General features: G+C 52.5%; 17 protein-coding genes and 1 pseudogene. 11 read left to right on the forward strand and 7 right to left on the reverse strand.

Translation table 11 applies throughout. The features are described from left to right. Positions 1–332 precede the first annotated feature (332 nt). Positions 333–596 (reverse strand): 30S ribosomal protein S20, encoded by a 264-nt coding sequence (rpsT, locus tag ACUU1M_RS11425; RefSeq protein WP_001274021.1) that lies wholly within the window; start codon positions 594–596, stop codon positions 333–335. A gap of 102 nt (positions 597–698) precedes the next feature. On the opposite strand from rpsT, the gene ACUU1M_RS11430 reads away from it, so the two are divergent. The 11 genes from ACUU1M_RS11430 to caiF all read left to right on the forward strand — a co-directional run bounded on the left by ACUU1M_RS11430 (position 699) and on the right by caiF (position 14,175). Next, a complete protein-coding gene (locus ACUU1M_RS11430) occupies positions 699–917 on the forward strand; it encodes a DUF2575 family protein (protein ID WP_001300728.1) in 219 nt (72 codons plus the stop codon). Positions 918–924: 7 nt separating this feature from the next. Next, positions 925–1,866: a bifunctional riboflavin kinase/FAD synthetase gene (ribF, locus tag ACUU1M_RS11435; protein WP_000767321.1), complete on the forward strand. Its 942-nt coding sequence runs from the start codon at positions 925–927 to the stop codon at positions 1,864–1,866. 42 nt (positions 1,867–1,908) lie between these two features. Beyond that, positions 1,909–4,725, forward strand: coding sequence for an isoleucine--tRNA ligase (gene ileS / locus ACUU1M_RS11440; protein WP_152028854.1), 2,817 nt, complete (start codon positions 1,909–1,911; stop codon positions 4,723–4,725). After that, positions 4,725–5,219, forward strand: a complete 495-nt coding sequence (gene lspA, locus ACUU1M_RS11445) for a signal peptidase II (RefSeq protein ID WP_000083382.1) — start codon at positions 4,725–4,727, stop codon at positions 5,217–5,219. The genes ileS and lspA overlap by 1 nt, the downstream gene beginning before the upstream one ends. 86 nt (positions 5,220–5,305) lie before the next feature. Continuing rightward, a complete protein-coding gene (fkpB, locus tag ACUU1M_RS11450; RefSeq protein WP_000004654.1) occupies positions 5,306–5,755 on the forward strand; it encodes an FKBP-type peptidyl-prolyl cis-trans isomerase in 450 nt (149 codons plus the stop codon). A 1-nt stretch (position 5,756) separates the two neighbouring features. Next, complete coding sequence (gene ispH / locus ACUU1M_RS11455; RefSeq protein WP_001166389.1) at positions 5,757–6,707, forward strand: 4-hydroxy-3-methylbut-2-enyl diphosphate reductase; 951 nt, start codon at positions 5,757–5,759, stop codon at positions 6,705–6,707. 65 nt (positions 6,708–6,772) lie between these two features. After that, positions 6,773–7,687, forward strand: coding sequence for a ribonucleoside hydrolase RihC (gene rihC, locus ACUU1M_RS11460; protein WP_001239124.1), 915 nt, complete (start codon positions 6,773–6,775; stop codon positions 7,685–7,687). 166 nt (positions 7,688–7,853) lie between these two features. Then, positions 7,854–8,675 (forward strand): 4-hydroxy-tetrahydrodipicolinate reductase, encoded by an 822-nt coding sequence (gene dapB, locus ACUU1M_RS11465; RefSeq protein ID WP_000543585.1) that lies wholly within the window; start codon positions 7,854–7,856, stop codon positions 8,673–8,675. Between the two features lie 455 nt (positions 8,676–9,130). Further along, positions 9,131–10,279 carry a glutamine-hydrolyzing carbamoyl-phosphate synthase small subunit gene (gene carA, locus ACUU1M_RS11470; protein WP_024260722.1) on the forward strand — a complete coding sequence of 383 codons (1,149 nt, stop codon included), beginning with the start codon at positions 9,131–9,133 and terminating at the stop codon, positions 10,277–10,279. A gap of 17 nt (positions 10,280–10,296) precedes the next feature. After that, positions 10,297–13,518 carry a carbamoyl-phosphate synthase large subunit gene (gene carB / locus ACUU1M_RS11475; RefSeq protein WP_001126372.1) on the forward strand — a complete coding sequence of 1,074 codons (3,222 nt, stop codon included), beginning with the start codon at positions 10,297–10,299 and terminating at the stop codon, positions 13,516–13,518. A gap of 261 nt (positions 13,519–13,779) precedes the next feature. Beyond that, on the forward strand, positions 13,780–14,175 hold the full coding sequence (gene caiF / locus ACUU1M_RS11480) for a carnitine metabolism transcriptional regulator CaiF (RefSeq protein ID WP_000333125.1): 396 nt from the start codon (positions 13,780–13,782) through the stop codon (positions 14,173–14,175). An 85-nt stretch (positions 14,176–14,260) separates the two neighbouring features. Here the strand turns inward: caiF and caiE are convergent, their stop codons facing one another. From caiE to caiT, 6 genes and pseudogenes are all read right to left on the reverse strand, one after another. Next, on the reverse strand, positions 14,261–14,851 hold the full coding sequence (caiE, locus tag ACUU1M_RS11485; RefSeq protein ID WP_000122884.1) for a carnitine operon protein CaiE: 591 nt from the start codon (positions 14,849–14,851) through the stop codon (positions 14,261–14,263). 5 nt (positions 14,852–14,856) lie between these two features. Next, a complete protein-coding gene (caiD, locus tag ACUU1M_RS11490) occupies positions 14,857–15,642 on the reverse strand; it encodes a crotonobetainyl-CoA hydratase (RefSeq protein WP_005053639.1) in 786 nt (261 codons plus the stop codon). Positions 15,643–15,750: 108 nt separating this feature from the next. Continuing rightward, positions 15,751–17,304 (reverse strand): annotated as a pseudogene (caiC, locus tag ACUU1M_RS11495) (crotonobetaine/carnitine-CoA ligase). A 73-nt stretch (positions 17,305–17,377) separates the two neighbouring features. After that, positions 17,378–18,595, reverse strand: a complete 1,218-nt coding sequence (gene caiB / locus ACUU1M_RS11500; protein WP_000349932.1) for an L-carnitine CoA-transferase — start codon at positions 18,593–18,595, stop codon at positions 17,378–17,380. 128 nt (positions 18,596–18,723) lie between these two features. After that, positions 18,724–19,866: a crotonobetainyl-CoA dehydrogenase gene (caiA, locus tag ACUU1M_RS11505; protein WP_000347117.1), complete on the reverse strand. Its 1,143-nt coding sequence runs from the start codon at positions 19,864–19,866 to the stop codon at positions 18,724–18,726. Between the two features lie 30 nt (positions 19,867–19,896). Continuing rightward, the gene (gene caiT / locus ACUU1M_RS11510; RefSeq protein WP_000787120.1) at positions 19,897–21,411 is read right to left on the reverse strand and encodes an L-carnitine/gamma-butyrobetaine antiporter; all 1,515 of its coding nucleotides are present in this window, start codon (positions 21,409–21,411) and stop codon (positions 19,897–19,899) included. Positions 21,412–21,416: the final 5 nt, after the last annotated feature.

A 21,416-nucleotide genomic window follows, 5' to 3' on the forward strand; every position in this document is an offset into this window, starting at 1 on the left:
ACAAGGTCTAATGAGGAGATATTTATGAATGGTTAAAGTATATAGGAATTTAATTCAAAAATAGAGTGGTCTTAAGTTTAATACCTCAATGTGTATCACAATGTCCATATTCTTTGTGGGGGAGTCTGGAGATTGAGTAGATATTCTTGTTCAGAATGTATCAGCCGATGGTTCTACGATTCTTAAGCCACGAAGAGTTCAGATAGTACAACGGCATGTCTCTTTTGACTATCTGGCAACCGGCAGTGTGTTCTCTCACGCATCACAAAAGCAGCAGGCATAAAAAAACCCGCTTGCGCGGGCTTTTTCACAAAGCTTCAGCAAATTGGCGATTAAGCCAGTTTGTTGATCTGTGCAGTCAGGTTAGCCTTATGACGTGCAGCTTTGTTTTTGTGGATCAGACCTTTAGCAGCCTGACGGTCCACGATCGGTTGCATTTCGTTAAATGCTTTCTGTGCAGCAGCTTTGTCGCCAGCTTCGATAGCTGCGTATACTTTCTTGATGAAAGTACGCATCATAGAGCGACGGCTTGCGTTGTGCTTACGAGCCTTTTCAGACTGAATGGCGCGCTTCTTAGCTGATTTGATATTAGCCAAGGTCCAACTCCCAAATGTGTTCTATATGGACAATTCAAAGGCCGAGGAATATGCCCTTTTAGCCTTCTTTTGTCAATGGATTTGTGCAAATAAGCGCCGTTAATGTGCCGGCACTCGTTACGTAGTGATGGCGCAGGATTCTACCAGCTTGCGGGGTGTGAATACAGCTTTTCCGCGATAAAAATTGCAGCAGGCGGTCAGTTTCTTCCCGTGATTTGCGCCATGGCAATGAAAAGCCACTTCTTTCTGATTTCGGTACTCAATCGCCGGTTAACCTTGACCGCTGTACAAGGTATACTCGGACGATTTTCACTGTTTTGAGCCAGACATGAAGCTGATACGCGGCATACATAATCTCAGCCAGGCCCCGCAAGAAGGGTGTGTGCTGACTATTGGTAATTTCGACGGCGTGCATCGCGGTCATCGCGCGCTGTTACAGGGCTTGCAGGAAGAAGGGCGCAAGCGCAACTTACCGGTGATGGTGATGCTTTTTGAACCTCAACCACTGGAACTGTTTGCTACCGATAAAGCCCCGGCAAGACTGACCCGGCTGCGGGAAAAACTGCGTTACCTTGCAGAGTGTGGCGTTGATTACGTGCTGTGCGTGCGTTTCGACAGGCGTTTTGCGGCGTTAACCGCGCAAAATTTCATCAGCGATCTTTTGGTGAAGCATTTGCTCGTAAAATTTCTTGCCGTAGGTGATGATTTCCGCTTTGGCGCTGGTCGTGAAGGCGATTTCTTGTTATTACAGAAAGCTGGCATGGAATACGGCTTCGATATCACCAGTACGCAAACTTTTTGCGAAGGTGGTGTGCGTATCAGCAGCACCGCCGTGCGTCAGGCGCTGGCTGATGACAATCTGGCTCTGGCAGAAAGTTTACTGGGGCACCCGTTTGCCATCTCCGGGCGTGTAGTCCACGGTGATGAATTAGGGCGCACTATAGGTTTCCCGACGGCGAATGTACCGCTACGCCGTCAGGTTTCCCCGGTGAAAGGGGTTTATGCGGTAGAAGTGCTGGGCCTCGGTGAAAAGCCATTACCCGGCGTGGCAAACATCGGAACACGCCCAACGGTTGCCGGTATTCGCCAGCAGCTGGAAGTGCATTTGTTAGATGTTGCAATGGACCTTTACGGTCGCCATATACAAGTAGTGCTGCGTAAAAAAATACGCAATGAGCAGCGATTTGCGTCGCTGGACGAACTGAAAGCGCAGATTGCGCGTGATGAATTAACCGCCCGCGAATTTTTTGGGCTAACAAAACCGGCTTAAGCCTGTTATGTAATCAAACCGAAACACGGAACCGAGAATCTGATGAGTGACTATAAATCAACCCTGAATTTGCCGGAAACAGGGTTCCCGATGCGTGGCGATCTCGCCAAGCGCGAACCGGGAATGCTGGCGCGTTGGACTGATGATGATCTGTACGGCATCATCCGTGCGGCTAAAAAAGGCAAAAAAACCTTCATTCTGCATGATGGCCCTCCTTATGCGAATGGCAGCATTCATATTGGTCACTCGGTTAACAAGATTCTGAAAGACATTATCGTGAAGTCCAAAGGGCTTTCCGGTTATGACTCGCCGTATGTGCCTGGCTGGGACTGCCACGGTCTGCCGATCGAGCTGAAAGTAGAGCAAGAATACGGTAAGCCGGGTGAGAAATTCACCGCCGCCGAGTTCCGCGCCAAGTGCCGCGAATACGCGGCGACCCAGGTTGACGGTCAACGCAAAGACTTTATCCGTCTGGGCGTGCTGGGCGACTGGTCGCACCCGTATCTGACTATGGACTTCAAAACTGAAGCCAACATCATCCGCGCGCTGGGCAAAATCATCGGCAATGGTCACCTGCACAAAGGCGCGAAGCCGGTGCACTGGTGCGTAGACTGCCGTTCTGCACTGGCAGAAGCGGAAGTTGAGTATTACGACAAAACTTCTCCGTCCATTGACGTCGCTTTCCAGGCGGTCGATCAGGATGCGCTGAAAGCGAAATTTGGCGTAAGCAACGTTAACGGCCCAATCTCGCTGGTGATCTGGACCACTACGCCGTGGACTCTGCCTGCGAACCGCGCAATCTCTATTGCACCTGATTTCGACTATGCGCTGGTGCAGATCGACGGTCAGGCCGTGATTCTGGCGAAAGATCTGGTTGAAAGCGTAATGCAGCGTATCGGCGTGACCGATTACACCATTCTCGGCACGGTAAAAGGTGCAGAGCTTGAGCTGCTGCGCTTTACCCATCCGTTTATGGGCTTCGACGTTCCGGCAATCCTCGGCGATCACGTTACCCTGGATGCCGGTACCGGTGCCGTTCACACCGCGCCTGGCCACGGCCCGGACGACTATGTGATCGGTCAGAAATACGGCCTGGAAACCGCTAACCCGGTTGGCCCGGACGGCACTTATCTGCCGGGCACTTATCCGGCGCTGGATGGCGTGAACGTCTTCAAAGCGAACGACATCGTCGTTGCGCTGCTGCAGGAAAAAGGCGCGCTGCTGCACGTTGAGAAAATGCAGCACAGCTATCCGTGCTGCTGGCGTCACAAAACGCCGATCATCTTCCGCGCGACACCGCAGTGGTTCGTCAGCATGGATCAGAAAGGTCTGCGTGCGCAGTCACTGAAAGAGATCAAAGGCGTGCAGTGGATCCCGGACTGGGGCCAGGCGCGTATCGAGTCGATGGTTGCTAACCGTCCTGACTGGTGTATCTCCCGTCAGCGCACCTGGGGCGTACCGATGTCACTGTTCGTGCACAAAGACACGGAAGAGCTGCATCCGCGTACCCTCGAACTGATGGAAGAAGTGGCTAAACGCGTTGAAGTTGACGGCATCCAGGCGTGGTGGGATCTCGATGCGAAAGAGATCCTCGGCGACGAAGCTGACCAGTATGTGAAAGTGCCGGATACTCTCGACGTATGGTTTGACTCCGGATCTACCCACTCTTCTGTTGTTGACGTGCGTCCGGAATTTGCCGGTCACGCAGCGGACATGTATCTGGAAGGTTCTGACCAGCACCGTGGTTGGTTCATGTCTTCCCTAATGATCTCCACCGCGATGAAAGGCAAAGCGCCGTATCGTCAGGTACTGACCCACGGCTTTACCGTGGATGGTCAGGGTCGCAAGATGTCTAAATCCATCGGCAACACCGTTTCGCCGCAGGATGTGATGAACAAACTGGGCGCGGATATTCTGCGTCTGTGGGTGGCATCAACCGACTACACCGGTGAAATGGCCGTTTCTGACGAGATCCTGAAACGTGCTGCCGATAGCTATCGTCGTATCCGTAACACCGCGCGCTTCCTGCTGGCAAACCTGAATGGTTTTGATCCAGCAAAAGATATGGTGAAACCGGAAGAGATGGTGGTACTGGATCGCTGGGCCGTAGGTTGTGCGAAAGCGGCACAGGAAGACATCCTCAAGGCGTACGAAGCATACGATTTCCACGAAGTGGTACAGCGTCTGATGCGCTTCTGCTCCGTTGAGATGGGTTCCTTCTACCTCGACATCATCAAAGACCGTCAGTACACCGCCAAAGCGGATAGCGTGGCGCGTCGTAGCTGCCAGACTGCGCTGTATCACATCGCTGAAGCGCTGGTGCGCTGGATGGCACCAATCCTCTCCTTCACCGCTAATGAAGTGTGGGGCTATCTGCCGGGCGAACGTGAAAAATACGTCTTCACCGGTGAGTGGTACGAAGGCCTGTTTGGTCTGGCAGACAGTGAAGCAATGAACGATGCGTTCTGGGACGAGCTGTTGAAAGTGCGTGGCGAAGTGAACAAAGTCATTGAGCAAGCGCGTGCCGACAAGAAAGTGGGTGGCTCGCTGGAAGCGGCAGTAACCTTGTATGCAGAACCGGAACTGGCGGCGAAACTGACCGCGCTGGGCGATGAATTACGATTTGTCCTGTTGACCTCCGGCGCTACCGTTGCAGACTATAACGACGCACCTGCTGATGCTCAGCAGAGCGAAGTACTCAAAGGGCTGAAAGTCGCGTTGAGTAAAGCCGAAGGTGAGAAGTGCCCACGCTGCTGGCACTACACCCAGGATGTCGGCAAGGTGGCGGAACACGCAGAAATCTGCGGCCGCTGTGTCAGCAACGTCGCCGGTGACGGTGAAAAACGTAAGTTTGCCTGATGAGTCAATCGATCTGTTCAACAGGGCTACGCTGGCTGTGGCTGGTGGTAGTCGTGCTGATTATCGATCTGGGCAGCAAATACCTGATCCTCCAGAACTTTGCTCTGGGGGATACGGTCCCGCTGTTCCCGTCGCTTAATCTGCATTATGCGCGTAACTATGGCGCGGCGTTTAGTTTCCTTGCCGATAGCGGCGGCTGGCAGCGTTGGTTCTTTGCCGGTATTGCGATTGGTATTAGCGTGCTCCTGGCAGTGATGATGTATCGCTCGAAGGCCACGCAGAAGCTAAACAATATCGCTTACGCGCTGATTATTGGCGGCGCGCTGGGCAACCTGTTCGACCGCCTGTGGCACGGCTTCGTTGTCGATATGATCGACTTCTACGTCGGCGACTGGCACTTCGCCACCTTCAACCTTGCCGATACTGCCATTTGTGTCGGTGCGGCACTGATCGTGCTGGAAGGGTTTTTACCTTCCAAAGCGAAAAAACAATAATAAACCCTGCCGGATGCGGCCTACAGATTGCTACGAAATCGTAGGCCGCATCCGGCAAAAATCCTCAAAAATAAGAGCAAACCTGCATGTCTGAATCTGTACAGAGCAATAGCGCCGTCCTGGTGCACTTCACGCTAAAACTCGACGATGGCACCACCGCCGAGTCTACTCGCAACAACGGTAAACCGGCGCTGTTCCGCCTGGGCGATGCTTCTCTTTCTGAAGGGCTGGAGCAACACCTGCTGGGGCTGAAAGTGGGCGACAAAACCACCTTCTCGCTGGAGCCAGATGCGGCGTTTGGCGTGCCGTCACCGGACCTGATTCAGTACTTCTCCCGCCGTGAATTTATGGATGCAGGCGAGCCAGAAATTGGCGCAATCATGCTTTTTACCGCAATGGATGGCAGTGAGATGCCTGGTGTGATCCGCGAAATTAACGGCGACTCCATTACCGTTGATTTCAACCATCCGCTGGCCGGGCAGACCGTTCATTTTGATATTGATGTGCTGGAAATCGATCCGGCACTGGAGGCGTAACATGCAGATCCTGTTGGCCAACCCGCGTGGTTTTTGTGCCGGGGTAGACCGCGCTATCAGCATTGTTGAAAACGCGCTGGCCATTTACGGCGCACCGATATATGTCCGTCACGAAGTGGTGCATAACCGCTACGTGGTCGATAGCTTGCGCGAGCGTGGGGCTATCTTTATTGAGCAGATTAGTGAAGTGCCGGACGGCGCGATCCTGATTTTCTCCGCACACGGTGTTTCTCAGGCGGTTCGTAACGAAGCGAAAAGCCGCGATTTGACGGTGTTTGATGCCACCTGTCCGCTGGTGACCAAAGTGCATATGGAAGTTGCCCGCGCCAGTCGCCGTGGCGAAGAATCTATTCTCATCGGCCACGCCGGGCACCCGGAAGTGGAAGGGACGATGGGGCAGTACAGCAACCCCGAAGGGGGAATGTATCTGGTTGAATCGCCAGACGATGTGTGGAAACTGACGGTCAAAAACGAAGAGAAGCTCTCCTTTATGACCCAAACCACGCTGTCGGTGGATGACACGTCTGATGTGATCGACGCGCTGCGTAAACGCTTCCCGAAAATTGTCGGTCCGCGCAAAGATGACATCTGCTACGCCACGACTAACCGTCAGGAAGCGGTACGCGCCCTGGCAGAACAGGCGGAAGTTGTGTTGGTGGTCGGTTCGAAAAACTCCTCCAACTCCAACCGTCTGGCGGAGCTGGCCCAGCGTATGGGCAAACACGCGTTTTTGATTGACGATGCGAAAGATATCCAGGAAGAGTGGGTGAAAGAGGTTAAATGCGTCGGCGTGACTGCGGGCGCATCGGCTCCGGATATTCTGGTGCAGAATGTGGTGGCACGTTTGCAGCAGTTGGGTGGTGGTGAAGCCATTCCGCTGGAAGGCCGTGAAGAAAATATTGTTTTCGAAGTGCCGAAAGAGCTGCGTGTCGATATTCGTGAAGTCGATTAAGTCATTAGCAGCCTAAGTTATGCGAAAATGCCGGTCTTGTTACCGGCATTTTTTATGAAGAAAACATGCGTTTACCTATCTTCCTCGATACTGACCCCGGCATTGACGATGCCGTCGCCATTGCCGCCGCGATTTTTGCCCCCGAACTCGACCTGCAACTGATGACCACCGTCGCGGGTAATGTCTCGGTTGAGAAAACTACCCGCAATGCCCTGCAACTGCTGCATTTCTGGAATGCGGAGATTCCGCTCGCCCAGGGAGCCGCTGTGCCGCTGGTACGCGCACCGCGTGATGCAGCATCTGTGCACGGCGAATCGGGAATGGCTGGCTACGACTTTGTTGAGCACAACCGAAAGCCACTCGGGATACCGGCGTTTCTGGCGATTCGGGATGCCCTGATGCGTGCACCAGAGCCCGTTACCCTAGTGGCCATCGGCCCGTTAACCAATATTGCGCTGTTACTTTTACAATGCCCGGAATGTAAACCGTATATTCGTCGTCTGGTGATCATGGGCGGTTCTGCTGGTCGCGGCAACTGTACACCAAATGCCGAGTTTAATATCGCTGCCGATCCAGAAGCGGCTGCCTGTGTCTTCCGTAGCGGCATCGAAATTGTCATGTGCGGTCTGGATGTCACCAATCAGGCAATATTAACCCCTGACTATCTCGCTACTTTACCGGAGTTGAATCGCACCGGAAAAATGCTCCACGCCCTGTTTAGCCACTACCGTAGCGGCAGTATGCAAAGCGGTCTGCGAATGCACGATCTCTGCGCCATCGCCTGGCTGGTGCGCCCGGACTTATTCACCCTCAAGCCGTGTTTTGTCGCGGTAGAAACTCAAGGCGAATTTACCTCAGGCACGACGGTGGTTGATATCGACGGTTGCCTGGGCAAACCAGCCAATGTACAGGTGGCATTGGATCTGAATGTAAAAGGCTTCCAACAGTGGGTGGCTGAGGTGCTGGCTCTGGTGCCGTAACCTGTCACATGTTATCGGCATGCAGTCATTCATCGACTCATGCCTTTCACTGATATCCCTCCCTGTTTATCATTAATTTCTAATTATCAGCGTTTTTGGCTGGCGGCGTAGCGATGCGCTGGTTACTCTGAAAACGGTCTATGCAAATTAACAAAAGAGAATAGCTATGCATGATGCAAACATCCGCGTTGCCATCGCGGGAGCCGGGGGGCGTATGGGCCGCCAGTTGATTCAGGCGGCACTGGCATTAGAAGGCGTGCAGCTGGGCGCGGCGCTGGAGCGCGAAGGATCTTCTTTACTGGGCAGCGACGCCGGTGAGCTGGCTGGTGCAGGGAAAACAGGCGTTACCGTGCAAAGCAGTCTTGATGCGATAAAAGATGATTTTGATGTGTTTATCGATTTTACCCGTCCGGAAGGTACGCTGAACCATCTCGCTTTTTGTCGGCAGCATGGCAAAGGGATGGTGATCGGCACTACGGGGTTTGACGAAGCCGGTAAACAGGCAATTCGTGACGCCGCCGCCGATATTGCGATTGTCTTTGCCGCCAATTTTAGCGTTGGCGTTAACGTCATGCTTAAGCTGCTGGAGAAAGCAGCCAAAGTGATGGGTGACTACACCGATATCGAAATTATTGAAGCACATCATAGACATAAAGTTGATGCGCCGTCAGGCACCGCACTGGCAATGGGAGAGGCGATCGCCCACGCCCTTGATAAAGATCTGAAAGATTGCGCGGTCTACAGTCGTGAAGGCCATACCGGTGAACGTGTGCCTGGTACCATTGGTTTTGCCACCGTGCGTGCAGGTGACATCGTTGGCGAACATACCGCGATGTTTGCCGATATTGGCGAGCGTCTGGAGATCACCCATAAGGCGTCCAGCCGCATGACATTTGCTAACGGTGCGGTAAGATCGGCTTTGTGGTTGAGTGGTAAGGAAAGTGGTCTTTTTGATATGCGAGATGTGCTTGATCTCAATAATTTGTAACCACAAAATGTTTATTATGATGCAAAAGTAACACATTTAATTTATTAATTATAAAGGGCTTTAATTTTTAGCCCTTTTATTTTTGGTGTTATGCTTTTAAATTTTCTATAACTGCCAAAAATTACATGTTTCGTCTTCTATTTTTGTTGTTTTAATGTAAATTTTGACCATTTGGTCCACTTTTTCCTGCTCGTTTTTATTTCATGCAATCTTCTTGCTGCGCAAGCGTTTTCCAGAACAGGTTAGATGATGTTTTTGTCGCTTAATGCCTGTAAAACATGCATGAGCCACAAAATAATATAAAAAATCCTGCCATTAAGTTGACTTTTAGCGCCCATATCTCCAGAATGCCGCCGTTTGCCAGAAATTCGTCGGTAAGCAGATTTGCATTGATTTACGTCATTACTGTGAATTAATATGCAAATAAAGTGAGTGAATATTCTCTGGAGGGTGTTTTGATTAAGTCAGCGCTATTGGTTCTGGAAGACGGAACCCAGTTTCACGGTCGGGCCATAGGGGCAACAGGTTCGGCGGTTGGGGAAGTCGTTTTCAATACTTCAATGACCGGTTATCAAGAAATCCTCACTGATCCTTCCTATTCTCGTCAAATCGTTACTCTTACTTATCCCCATATTGGCAATGTCGGCACTAATGACGCCGATGAAGAATCTTCTCAGGTACATGCACAAGGTCTGGTGATTCGCGACCTGCCGCTGATTGCCAGCAACTTCCGTAATACCGAAGACCTCTCTTCTTACCTGAAGCGCCATAACATCGTGGCGATTGCCGATATCGATACCCGTAAGCTGACGCGTTTACTGCGCGAGAAAGGCGCACAGAATGGCTGCATTATCGCAGGCGATAACCCGGATGCGGCGCTGGCGTTAGAAAAAGCCCGCGCGTTCCCAGGTCTGAACGGCATGGATCTGGCAAAAGAAGTGACCACCGCAGAAGCCTATAGCTGGACACAAGGGAGCTGGACGTTGACCGGCGGCCTGCCAGAAGCGAAAAAAGAATACGAGCTGCCGTTCCACGTCGTGGCTTATGATTTTGGTGCCAAGCGCAACATCCTGCGGATGCTGGTGGATAGAGGCTGTCGCCTGACCATCGTTCCGGCGCAAACTTCTGCGGAAGATGTGCTGAAAATGAATCCAGACGGCATCTTCCTCTCCAACGGTCCTGGCGACCCGGCCCCGTGCGATTACGCCATTACCGCCATCCAGAAGTTCCTCGAAACCGATATTCCGGTATTCGGCATCTGTCTCGGTCATCAGCTGCTGGCGCTGGCGAGCGGTGCGAAGACTGTCAAAATGAAATTTGGTCACCACGGCGGCAACCATCCGGTTAAAGATGTGGAGAAAAACGTGGTGATGATCACCGCCCAGAACCACGGTTTTGCGGTGGATGAAGCAACATTACCTGCAAACCTGCGTGTCACGCATAAATCCCTGTTCGACGGTACGTTACAGGGCATTCATCGCATCGATAAACCGGCGTTCAGCTTCCAGGGTCACCCTGAAGCCAGCCCTGGTCCACACGACGCCGCGCCGTTGTTCGACCACTTTATCAAGTTAATTGAGCAGTACCGTAAAACCGCTAAGTAATCAGGAGTAAAAGAGCCATGCCAAAACGTACAGATATAAAAAGTATCCTGATTCTGGGTGCGGGCCCGATTGTTATCGGTCAGGCGTGTGAGTTTGACTACTCTGGCGCGCAAGCATGTAAAGCCCTGCGCGAAGAGGGTTACCGCGTCATTCTGGTGAACTCCAACCCGGCGACCATCATGACCGACCCGGAAATGGCCGATGCGACCTACATCGAGCCGATTCACTGGGAAGTGGTACGCAAGATTATTGAAAAAGAGCGCCCGGACGCGGTGCTGCCAACCATGGGCGGTCAGACGGCGCTGAACTGCGCGCTGGAGCTGGAACGTCAGGGCGTGTTGGAAGAGTTCGGTGTCACCATGATTGGTGCCACTGCCGATGCGATTGATAAAGCTGAAGACCGCCGTCGTTTCGACGTAGCGATGAAGAAAATTGGTCTGGAAACCGCGCGTTCCGGTATCGCACACACGATGGAAGAAGCGCTGGCTGTTGCCGCTGACGTGGGCTTCCCGTGCATTATTCGCCCATCCTTTACCATGGGCGGTAGCGGCGGCGGTATCGCTTATAACCGTGAAGAGTTTGAAGAAATTTGCGCCCGCGGTCTGGATCTCTCTCCGACCAAAGAGTTGCTGATTGATGAGTCGCTGATCGGCTGGAAAGAGTACGAGATGGAAGTGGTGCGTGATAAAAACGACAACTGCATCATCGTCTGCTCTATCGAAAACTTTGATGCGATGGGCATCCACACCGGTGACTCCATCACTGTCGCGCCAGCCCAAACGCTGACCGACAAAGAATATCAAATCATGCGTAACGCCTCGATGGCGGTGCTGCGTGAAATCGGCGTTGAAACCGGTGGTTCCAATGTCCAGTTTGCGGTGAACCCGAAAAACGGTCGCCTGATTGTTATCGAAATGAACCCACGCGTGTCCCGTTCTTCGGCGCTGGCGTCGAAAGCGACCGGTTTCCCGATTGCTAAAGTGGCGGCGAAACTGGCGGTGGGTTACACCCTCGACGAACTGATGAACGACATCACTGGCGGACGTACTCCGGCCTCCTTCGAGCCGTCCATCGACTATGTGGTTACTAAAATTCCTCGCTTCAACTTCGAAAAATTCGCCGGTGCTAACGACCGTCTGACCACTCAGATGAAATCGGTTGGCGAAGTGATGGCGATTGGTCGCACGCAGCAGGAATCCCTGCAAAAAGCGCTGCGCGGCCTGGAAGTGGGCGCAACTGGCTTCGACCCGAAAGTGAGCCTGGATGACCCGGAAGCGTTAACCAAAATCCGTCGCGAACTGAAAGACGCAGGCGCAGAGCGTATCTGGTACATCGCCGATGCTTTCCGCGCGGGCCTGTCTGTGGACGGCGTCTTCAACCTGACTAACATTGACCGCTGGTTCCTGGTACAGATTGAAGAACTGGTGCGTCTGGAAGAGAAAGTGGCGGAAGTGGGCATCACTGGCCTGAACGCTGAATTCCTGCGCCAGCTGAAACGCAAAGGCTTTGCCGATGCGCGCTTGGCAAAACTGGCGGGCGTACGCGAAGCGGAAATCCGTAAGCTGCGTGACCAATATGACCTGCACCCGGTCTACAAGCGCGTGGATACCTGTGCGGCAGAGTTTGCCACCGACACCGCTTACATGTACTCCACTTATGAAGAAGAGTGCGAAGCGAATCCGTCTACCGACCGTGAAAAAATCATGGTGCTTGGCGGCGGTCCAAACCGTATCGGTCAGGGTATCGAATTCGACTACTGCTGCGTACACGCCTCGCTGGCGCTGCGTGAAGACGGTTACGAAACCATTATGGTTAACTGTAACCCGGAAACCGTCTCTACCGACTACGACACTTCCGATCGCCTCTACTTCGAGCCGGTAACTCTGGAAGATGTGCTGGAAATCGTGCGTATTGAGAAGCCGAAAGGCGTTATCGTTCAGTACGGCGGTCAGACCCCGCTGAAACTGGCGCGTGCACTGGAAGCCGCTGGCGTACCGGTTATCGGCACCAGCCCGGATGCTATCGACCGTGCGGAAGACCGTGAACGCTTCCAGCATGCGGTTGACCGTCTGAAACTGAAACAACCGGCGAACGCCACCGTTACTGCTATTGAAATGGCAGTTGAGAAGGCAAAAGAGATTGGCTACCCGCTGGTGGTGCGTCCGTCTTACGTTCTCGGCGGTCGGGCGATGGAAATCGTCTATGACGAAGCTGACCTGCGTCGCTACTTCCAGACGGCGGTTAGCGTGTCTAACGATGTGCCAGTGTTGCTGGATCATTTCCTTGATGACGCAGTAGAAGTTGACGTGGATGCCATCTGCGACGGCGAAATGGTGCTGATTGGCGGCATCATGGAGCACATCGAGCAGGCGGGCGTGCACTCCGGTGACTCCGCATGTTCGCTGCCAGCGTACACCTTAAGTCAGGAAATTCAGGATGTGATGCGCCAGCAGGTGCAGAAACTGGCCTTCGAATTGCAGGTGCGCGGTCTGATGAACGTGCAGTTTGCGGTGAAAAACAACGAAGTTTACCTGATTGAAGTAAACCCGCGTGCGGCGCGTACTGTTCCGTTCGTCTCCAAAGCCACCGGCGTACCGCTGGCAAAAGTGGCGGCGCGTGTGATGGCTGGCAAATCGCTGGCTGAGCAGGGCGTAACCAAAGAAGTTATTCCGCCGTACTACTCGGTGAAAGAAGCGGTGCTGCCGTTCAATAAATTCCCGGGCGTTGACCCGCTGTTAGGGCCAGAAATGCGCTCTACCGGGGAAGTCATGGGCGTGGGCCGCACCTTCGCTGAAGCGTTCGCCAAAGCGCAGCTGGGCAGCAACTCCACCATGAAGAAACACGGTCGTGCGCTGCTTTCCGTGCGCGAAGGCGATAAAGAACGCGTGGTGGACCTGGCGGCAAAACTGCTGAAACAGGGCTTCGAGCTGGATGCGACCCACGGCACGGCGATTGTGCTGGGCGAAGCGGGTATCAATCCGCGTCTGGTAAACAAGGTGCATGAAGGCCGTCCGCACATTCAGGACCGTATCAAGAATGGCGAATATACCTACATCATCAACACCACCTCAGGCCGTCGTGCGATTGAAGACTCCCGCGTGATCCGTCGCAGTGCGCTGCAATATAAAGTGCATTATGACACCACCCTGAACGGTGGTTTCGCTACCGCGATGGCGCTGAATGCCGATGCGACTGAAAAAGTAATTTCGGTGCAGGAAATGCACGCACAGATCAAATAATAGCGTGTCGTGGCGGATATTTTTCATCCGCTAATTTGATCGAATAACTAATACGGTTCTCTGATGAGGACCGTTTTTTTTTGCCCATTAAGTAAATCTTTTGGGGAATCGATATTTTTGATGACATAAGCAGGATTTAGCTCACACTTATCGACGGTGAAGTTGCATACTATCGATATATCCACAATTTTAATATGGCCTTGTTTAATTGCTTCAAAACGAGTCATAGCCAGACTTTTAATTTGTGAAACTGGAGTTCGTATGTGTGAAGGATATGTTGAAAAACCACTCTACTTGTTAATCGCCGAATGGATGATGGCTGAAAATCGGTGGGTGATAGCAAGAGAGATCTCTATTCATTTCGATATTGAACACAGCAAGGCGGTTAATACCCTGACTTATATTCTGTCGGAAGTCACAGAAATAAGCTGCGAAGTTAAGATGATCCCTAATAAGCTGGAAGGGCGGGGATGCCAGTGTCAGCGACTGGTTAAAGTGGTCGATATCGATGAGCAAATTTACGCGCGCCTGCGCAATAACAGTCGGGAAAAATTAGTCGGCGTAAGAAAGACACCGCGTATTCCTGCCGTTCCGCTCACGGAACTTAACCGCGAGCAGAAGTGGCAGATGATGTTGTCAAAGAGTATGCGTCGTTAATTTTATCTCGTTGATACCGGGCGTCCTGCTTGCCAGATACGATGTTGTAGCATCTTATCCAGCAACCAGGTCGCATCCGGCAAGATCACCGTTTAGGCGTCACATCCGTCGTCCCCTGCAAACGGGGGCGATTTTCCTCCATTTGCCTCAGTGGCTGCGTTTCATGTAACGATGCATGACAGCGCCCGACAAGATCCTGATACTCTTTGGTATTCAACCGTTTCCAGTGTAACTCGTCGTCACTAACACTGCGTACAGCGCGGGCTGGCGTACCCATCAACAACTGGCGTTTCTCGCCACTAAAGCCTGCTTTGACAAAGCTCATTGCGGCAACAATGCTCTCTTCGCCAATGACCGCGCCATCCATAATTACGCTGTTCATCCCGACCAATGCATCGCGACCAATCACACAACCATGCAGGATCGCTCCATGCCCGATATGGCCGTTTTCCCCAACGATGGTGTCAGTGTCGCAGTAGCCATGCATAATGCAGCCATCCTGAATATTGGCTCCCGCTTGCACGATCAACCGCCCGTAGTCACCACGCAGTGAGGCGAGTGGGCCGATGTAGACACCGGCTCCCACAATCACATCGCCAATCAAGACGGCACTGGGATGGACAAACGCCGTCGGGTGAACCACCGGAATTAACCCCTCAAAGGCGTAATAGCTCACGGTTGTTAACGTCCTTTCCACACCGGATCGCGCTTCTCGGCAAACGCCAGCGGCCCTTCAATGGCATCTTCCGAATGCAGAACCGATGGATAGTGTTTCAACACGCCGCTGCGAATATAGCGATACGCTTCTTCTACCGGCATTTCGCTGGTGGTGCGGTAGATCTCTTTCAGCGCCGCAATCGCCAGCGGGGCGCTGTTAACCAGCTGCTGAGCCAGTTCGCGGGCGTTATCCATCAGTTCCGCCTGGCTAACCACGCGGTTGACTATCCCCCAACGCAGCGCCTCTTCTGCGCCCATTCGTCTGCCGGTCATCACCATTTCATTGACGATGGTAGGCGGCAGGATCTTCGGCAGACGCAGCACACCGCCGCTGTCAGGAACGATGCCCAGTTTGGCTTCCGGCAGGGCGAAGCTGGCGTTATCGGCACAAACAATAAAATCTGCCGCCAGCGCCAGTTCGAAACCGCCGCCAAAGGCGTAGCCGTTCACAGCTGCGATAACTGGTTTGTCGAGATTGAAAATTTCGGTTAATCCCGCAAAACCACCCGGGCCAAAGTCAGCATCCGGTGCTTCGCCTTCTGCTGCCGCTTTTAAATCCCAGCCCGCGGAAAAGAATTTCTCTCCGGCACCGGTAATAATGGCGACACGTAATTGCGGATCGTCACGGAAATTTAGAAATACTTCGCCCATTTCAAAGCTGGTTTTTGCATCAATAGCATTCGCTTTTGGGCGATCAAGGGTAATTTCCAGAATTGATCCATTGCGGGTCAGATGTAATGATTCACTCATTCCTTTTCTCCATTTTGGCTTTTTTAGGGACGACAACATCCCTGCAAAAAATGCATATTGTTTTAGGGCGTGATTATTAGCTGGCAGGGTAGTTCCCTGACGTTTCATTTATTTCAGATTCTTTCTAATTATTTTCCCCGAGCAATTACGTGGCAGATCTTTTCTGATCTCCAGATAAGAGGGCACTTTAAATTTCGCCATATTTTGTTTGCAGAAGCGAAAAAATTCCTCTTCGCTCAATGTTTCACCTTCATTCAGCACCACAAATGCTTTGATGGCTTCATCGCGAATCGAATCTTTAATACCCACAACCACGATGTCCTGAATTTTCGGATGGGTGGCGATGATATTTTCCAGCTCCACGCAGGAGACATTCTCGCCACCGCGTTTGATCATATTGCAGCGGCGATCGACGAAATAAAAAAAGCCTTCTTCGTCGCGGTATCCGGTATCGCCGGTATGTAGCCAGCCGTCGGCTTCCAGCACTTTCGCAGTGGCTTTCGGGTTTCAAAAATACTCTTTGAAGATGGTTTTCCCTGGTACGCCTTTAATACAGATTTCACCGATCTCACCTGCCGGGAGCGGGCGATTGTGATCGTCGCGGATCTCCGCTTCGTAGCAAAACCCCGCCCGACCAATCGACAGCCAGCGTCGTTTATCGCTAGGGCGATCGCCGATAATGCCCACAATGGTTTCCGTCATCCCATAAGACGTCAGCAAGCGAACGCCGAAGCGTTCACAAAATGCGTCTTTTTCCTGCTCCGACAAGTTGAGATAAAACATCACTTCCCGCAGGCGGTGTTGCCGATCGTTCGCTGAAGGCGGCTGCACCATCAACGTACGGATCATCATCGGAATACATTCGGTAATGGTGGCGCGGTACTTCTGCGCCTGTCCCCAGAAGGCGCGGGCGCTGTATTTCTCGACCAGCACAAAGGTGGCCCCGGCAGAAAACGCCGCCATCGCCGCAGTACACTGGCAATCGATATGAAACGCAGGCATTACCGTCATGTAGACGTCATCGTCACGCAGTGCACACTGCCAGGCGGAGTAATATCCAGCGAAGCGCAGGTTGTAATGGGTAATCACCACACCTTTCGGTCGGGAGGTGGTGCCGGAGGTGAAGAGAATTTCCGCCGTATCGTCAGTCGATAGTGGCGGTGCATAGCACAAGGTGGCAGGTTGTTGATTTTTCAGTTGAGTAAACGAACTCACTCCATCATCAGCGGGAAGTGCCACATCTGTCAGGCAAATGTGCCGCAATTGAGTGGCATCTTCCTGCTGAATCTGTTGATACATAGGATAAAATTGCGCACTGGTCACCAGCAGGCACGCCTGGCTATTTTGCAAGATCCACTCGCTTTCCTCGCGTAACAGGCGGGCGTTAATCGGCACCATAATCGCGCCAATTTTTGCCAGCCCGAACCAGCAAAAGATAAATTCCGGGCAGTTGTCGAGATGTAGTGCAACCTTGTTGCCTTTGCGAATCCCCAGCGTATAAAACAGGTTTGCCGTGCGGTTAATCTCCTGATTTAACTCAAGATAACTATACCGGTTAACGACTCCGCCGCTGGATTCACAAATCAGCGCCGTTTTATGACCGTAAACGTCCGCCAGATCGTCCCACATTTGACGTAGATGTTGTCCGCCAATGATATCCATTGCACCTCTATCCATTTTTGTTCGTTTGTTATTGGGCGGGCGCTAGTCAGGCAAGCCGACTGACGCCACGCGTTTAGTCCTCAACTTTGGCCAGACCTTTGCTGACCAACTCCTGAATGTCGTTTTCGCTGTAGCCGATATTTTTCAAAATGGCAGCCGTGTCCATGCCATGTGAGGGCATTCCGCGCCAGATTTGTCCGGGGTTATTTTTGAATTTCGGCATGATGTTCGGCCCTTTGCAGGTGCGACCATCCATCGTTTGCCACTGAGTGATTGATTCACGGGCAACATACTGTGGATTGCTTTCCAGTTCCGGTACGGTCAGTACTTTGGCACAGGCGATATTCAGTTCGGCAAAGCGTTCTTTAACTTCTGCGATGGTATGTGCCGCCAGCCAGGCATCGAGTTTTTCTTCTACCAGTGGGCCGTAAGGGCATTCGATACGGTGGATAAGCTGAGTGCCTTCCGGGATTTCCGGCGTACCGAGTAGATGTGCGAGGCCAATATCTTTAAAGCACTCTTCAATTTGGGTAATGCCCACCAGTTCCATCACGATGTAGCCGTCGGCACATTTATACAGACCGCAACCGGCGTAGTAGGGATCTTTACCTTTGCTCATGCGCGGGCACATTTCGCCGCCGTTGAAGTAATCCATCATGAAGTACTGGCCCATACGCAGCATCACTTCATACATGGCGATGTCGATACTTTCGCCTTTACCGGTTTCACGCACTTTATGCAGTGCTGCCAGCGCCGCCGTGGTGGCGGTCAGGCCAGAAAAGTAATCGGCGGTATACGGGAAGGCAGGCATTGGCTGGTCAACATCACCGTTCTGAATCAGGTAACCACTGAAGGCCTGGGCGATGGTGTTATAGGCCGGAAGATTGGTGTACTCCTCGGTGCCGTACTGACCAAAACCGGACAGGTGAGCGATAACCAGTTTCGGGTTGTGCTGCCACAGTACTTCATCGGTAATGCCACGACGGGCAAAGGCCGGACCTTTACTGGCTTCGATGAAGATATCGGTGGTTTCCATTAATTTCAGAAACGCTTCGCGGCCTTCATCTTTGAAAATATTTAACGACAGCGCGTGCAAATTGCGGCGGGAGAGCTGCGGATAGTTCGGTTGAACGCGAATGGTGTCGGCCCAGGCGACGTTCTCGATCCAAATAACTTCCGCGCCCCATTCTGCGAACATTTGTCCGGCAAACGGTCCGGCGATTTCGATACCGGAGAAGACAACGCGCAATCCGGCCAGCGGTCCGAATTTCGGCATGGGTAGATGATCCATTATTAGCTCCTGAAAAATTTATGTAGCGCATGACTGCCGGATGCGGCGTAAACGCCTTATCCGGCTTACATTCGTGCTCCCGTAGGCCTGATAAGACGCGTCAGCGTCGCATCAGGCAGCGCACGGACTTAGCGGTATTGCTTCAGCACCGCACGACCCAGCGTCAGGATCTGCATTTCGTCAGATCCTCCGGAAACGCGGTCTACACGCAGGTCACGCCAGAAGCGGCTGATGCGGTGGTTGCCCGCAATCCCGACACCGCCCAGCACCTGCATTGCGCTATCCACCACTTCAAATGCCGCATTGGCGCAGAAGTATTTGCACATCGCTGCATCGCCAGAGGTGATGGTGCCGTTGTCTGCTTTCCACGCTGCTTCATACAGCATGTTTTTCATGGAGTTTAATTTGATCGCCATGTGGGCGAATTTTTCCTGAATCAACTGGAAACGACCAATAGCCTCGCCAAACTGCACGCGCTGGTTGGCGTAGCGCGCCGCATCTTCAAAGGCGCACATCGCCGTACCGTAGTTGGTCAGGGCTACCAGGAAACGTTCATGGTCGAACTCTTCTTTGACGCGGTTAAAGCCGTTACCTTCCCGACCGAACATGTCTTTCTCGTCCAGTTCCACATCGTCAAAGGTGATTTCACAGCAGCTATCCATACGCAGACCGAGCTTCTCAAGTTTGGTCACTTTGATGCCCGGTTTGCTCATATCAACAAACCATTCGGTGTAGACAGGTTTGTCCGGAGAAGCCCCGTCGCGCGCCATCACCACGATGTACGGGGTGTAGGCGCTACTGGTAATAAAACACTTACTACCATTAAGATAAATCTTACCATTTCTACGGGTATAAGTCGTTTTCAGGCTACCCACGTCGGAGCCCGCGCCCGGTTCGGTAATCGCTGAGTTCCACATCTGCTTACCGGTGCCGCGGAAAGCCATAATCTTGTCGATCTGCTCTTGTGTGCCTTCGCGCAGGAAGGTATTGAACCCGCCCGGCAGCTGGTACAGTACATAGGTTGGTGCCCCCAGACGTCCCAGCTCCATCCACACGGCGGCGAGAGTAACAAACCCCGCGTCCAGACCACCGTGCTCTTCAGGGATCAGCAGACTGTCGATACCCATATCCGCCAGTGCTTTGACAAAACGTTCCGGGTAGACGCTGTCACGGTCGCACTCGGCAAAATAGGCCTCCCAGTTTTCGCTGGCCATCAGTTCGCGGATACCGGCGACAAACAGTTCCTGCTCATCATTTAAATTAAAATCCATCTTTCAACCTCTTGATATTTTGGGGGTTAATTAATCTTTCCAGTTCTGTTTCGCGTCTTTAATAAAGGAGAGCGTCACCATAATGTTGACGAAGAATAGCGGGCATCCTCCGGCGATAATGGCGGTTTGAATCGGTTTCAGGCCGCCGAGCGCCAGCAGAACAATACCGATAATACCAACCAGAATTGACCAACCGATACGCACCAGCAGCGGTGGTTCTTCACCATCGCGTACTTCGCGGCAAGTAGACATCGCCAGGGTATAAGAGCAGGCGTTAACCAGCGTAACGGTGGCAATAAAGCAGAGGATGAAGAAGCCCCACATGGTGGCGGTGCTGAGTGGCAGAGCGGCCCAGGTTTCGATGATGGCGCGCGCCACACCGTACTGTTCGATCAGATTTGGAATGTTGATGATGTTTTTATCCATCAACAGCAGAGTGTTACTACCGAGCACGGTCCACAGGATCCAGGTGGATGCTGTCAGCCCCATCACCATGCCAAAGCACAGTTCACGCACAGTACGACCACGGGAGATGCGGGCGAGGAAGATACTCATCTGGATGGCGTAAATCACCCACCATGCCCAGTAGAACACGGTCCAGCCCTGCGGGAAGCCGCCTTTAGCGATGGGATCGGTATAGAACAACATGCGCGGCAGATACATCAGCAACATCCCCACCGAATCGGTGAAGTAGTTCATGATGAAGCTGGCACCGCTGACGATGAACACCCAACCCAGCATCAGGAGGCTCAGGTAACTACGCACGTCACTGGCGATACGTACCCCTTTTTGCAGACCGCAAGCGACGCAAATGGCGTTGAGGATAATCCAGCAGGTAATGATGATAGCGTCCAGTTGCAGGGTATGCGGAATGCCAAACAACCATTGCATACACTCGGTCACCAGCGGCGTGGCAAGGCCCAGACTGGTACCCATCGCGAAGATCAAGGCGACGAGATAGAAGTTGTCGACGATGGTACCGAACAACCCTTTGGCGTGTTTTTTACCTACCAGCGGCACCAGTGTCGAGCTGGGGCGAATCACTTCCATTTTGCGGACAAAGAAGAAGTAAGCGAAGGCGACTGAAAGGAAGCTGTAAGTGGCCCACGGCAGAGGTCCCCAGTGGAACAAGCTGTAAGCCAGCCCCAACTCTTTCGCTCCTGTCGAGTTCGGTTCTAAGCCAAACGGCGGGGTGGAGATGTAGTAGTAGATCTCAATCGATCCCCAGAACAGTACGGCAGCAGACGTACAGGAGGCGAACATCATAAAGATCCAACTGGCGGTGCTAAATTCTGGCGGTTCGTTACCTAAACGCTTTTTGGCATACGGGCCAAATACCAGCCAGAACCAACCGAAAAGCATCACCACCATATACCATTCAAATGCCCATCCCCATACATTGGTGACGTAACTGAATACAGCATTAATAACGACATTCGCCGCATCCAGATCTCTGACTGTAAGCCAACAAAGTATGCCGACGATTATTAATGGTGGAAAGAAAACCTTCGGTTCTATTCCCGTTTTTCTCTTTTCATTCTTCATGAGTT

It is taken from the genome of Shigella sp. SIG6 (genome assembly GCF_053555815.1).

Coding starts and splice junctions, on each gene's coding strand:
- ACUU1M_RS11430 (WP_001300728.1), top strand. CDS start 699: ATGTGCCGGCACTCGTTACGTAGTGATGGCGCAGGATTCTACCAGCTT.
- ribF (WP_000767321.1), top strand. CDS start 925: ATGAAGCTGATACGCGGCATACATAATCTCAGCCAGGCCCCGCAAGAA.
- ileS (WP_152028854.1), top strand. CDS start 1,909: ATGAGTGACTATAAATCAACCCTGAATTTGCCGGAAACAGGGTTCCCG.
- lspA (WP_000083382.1), top strand. CDS start 4,725: ATGAGTCAATCGATCTGTTCAACAGGGCTACGCTGGCTGTGGCTGGTG.
- fkpB (WP_000004654.1), top strand. CDS start 5,306: ATGTCTGAATCTGTACAGAGCAATAGCGCCGTCCTGGTGCACTTCACG.
- ispH (WP_001166389.1), top strand. CDS start 5,757: ATGCAGATCCTGTTGGCCAACCCGCGTGGTTTTTGTGCCGGGGTAGAC.
- rihC (WP_001239124.1), top strand. CDS start 6,773: ATGCGTTTACCTATCTTCCTCGATACTGACCCCGGCATTGACGATGCC.
- dapB (WP_000543585.1), top strand. CDS start 7,854: ATGCATGATGCAAACATCCGCGTTGCCATCGCGGGAGCCGGGGGGCGT.
- carB (WP_001126372.1), top strand. CDS start 10,297: ATGCCAAAACGTACAGATATAAAAAGTATCCTGATTCTGGGTGCGGGC.
- caiF (WP_000333125.1), top strand. CDS start 13,780: ATGTGTGAAGGATATGTTGAAAAACCACTCTACTTGTTAATCGCCGAA.
- caiD (WP_005053639.1), bottom strand. CDS start 15,642: ATGAGTGAATCATTACATCTGACCCGCAATGGATCAATTCTGGAAATT.
- caiB (WP_000349932.1), bottom strand. CDS start 18,595: ATGGATCATCTACCCATGCCGAAATTCGGACCGCTGGCCGGATTGCGC.
- caiA (WP_000347117.1), bottom strand. CDS start 19,866: ATGGATTTTAATTTAAATGATGAGCAGGAACTGTTTGTCGCCGGTATC.
- caiT (WP_000787120.1), bottom strand. CDS start 21,411: ATGAAGAATGAAAAGAGAAAAACGGGAATAGAACCGAAGGTTTTCTTT.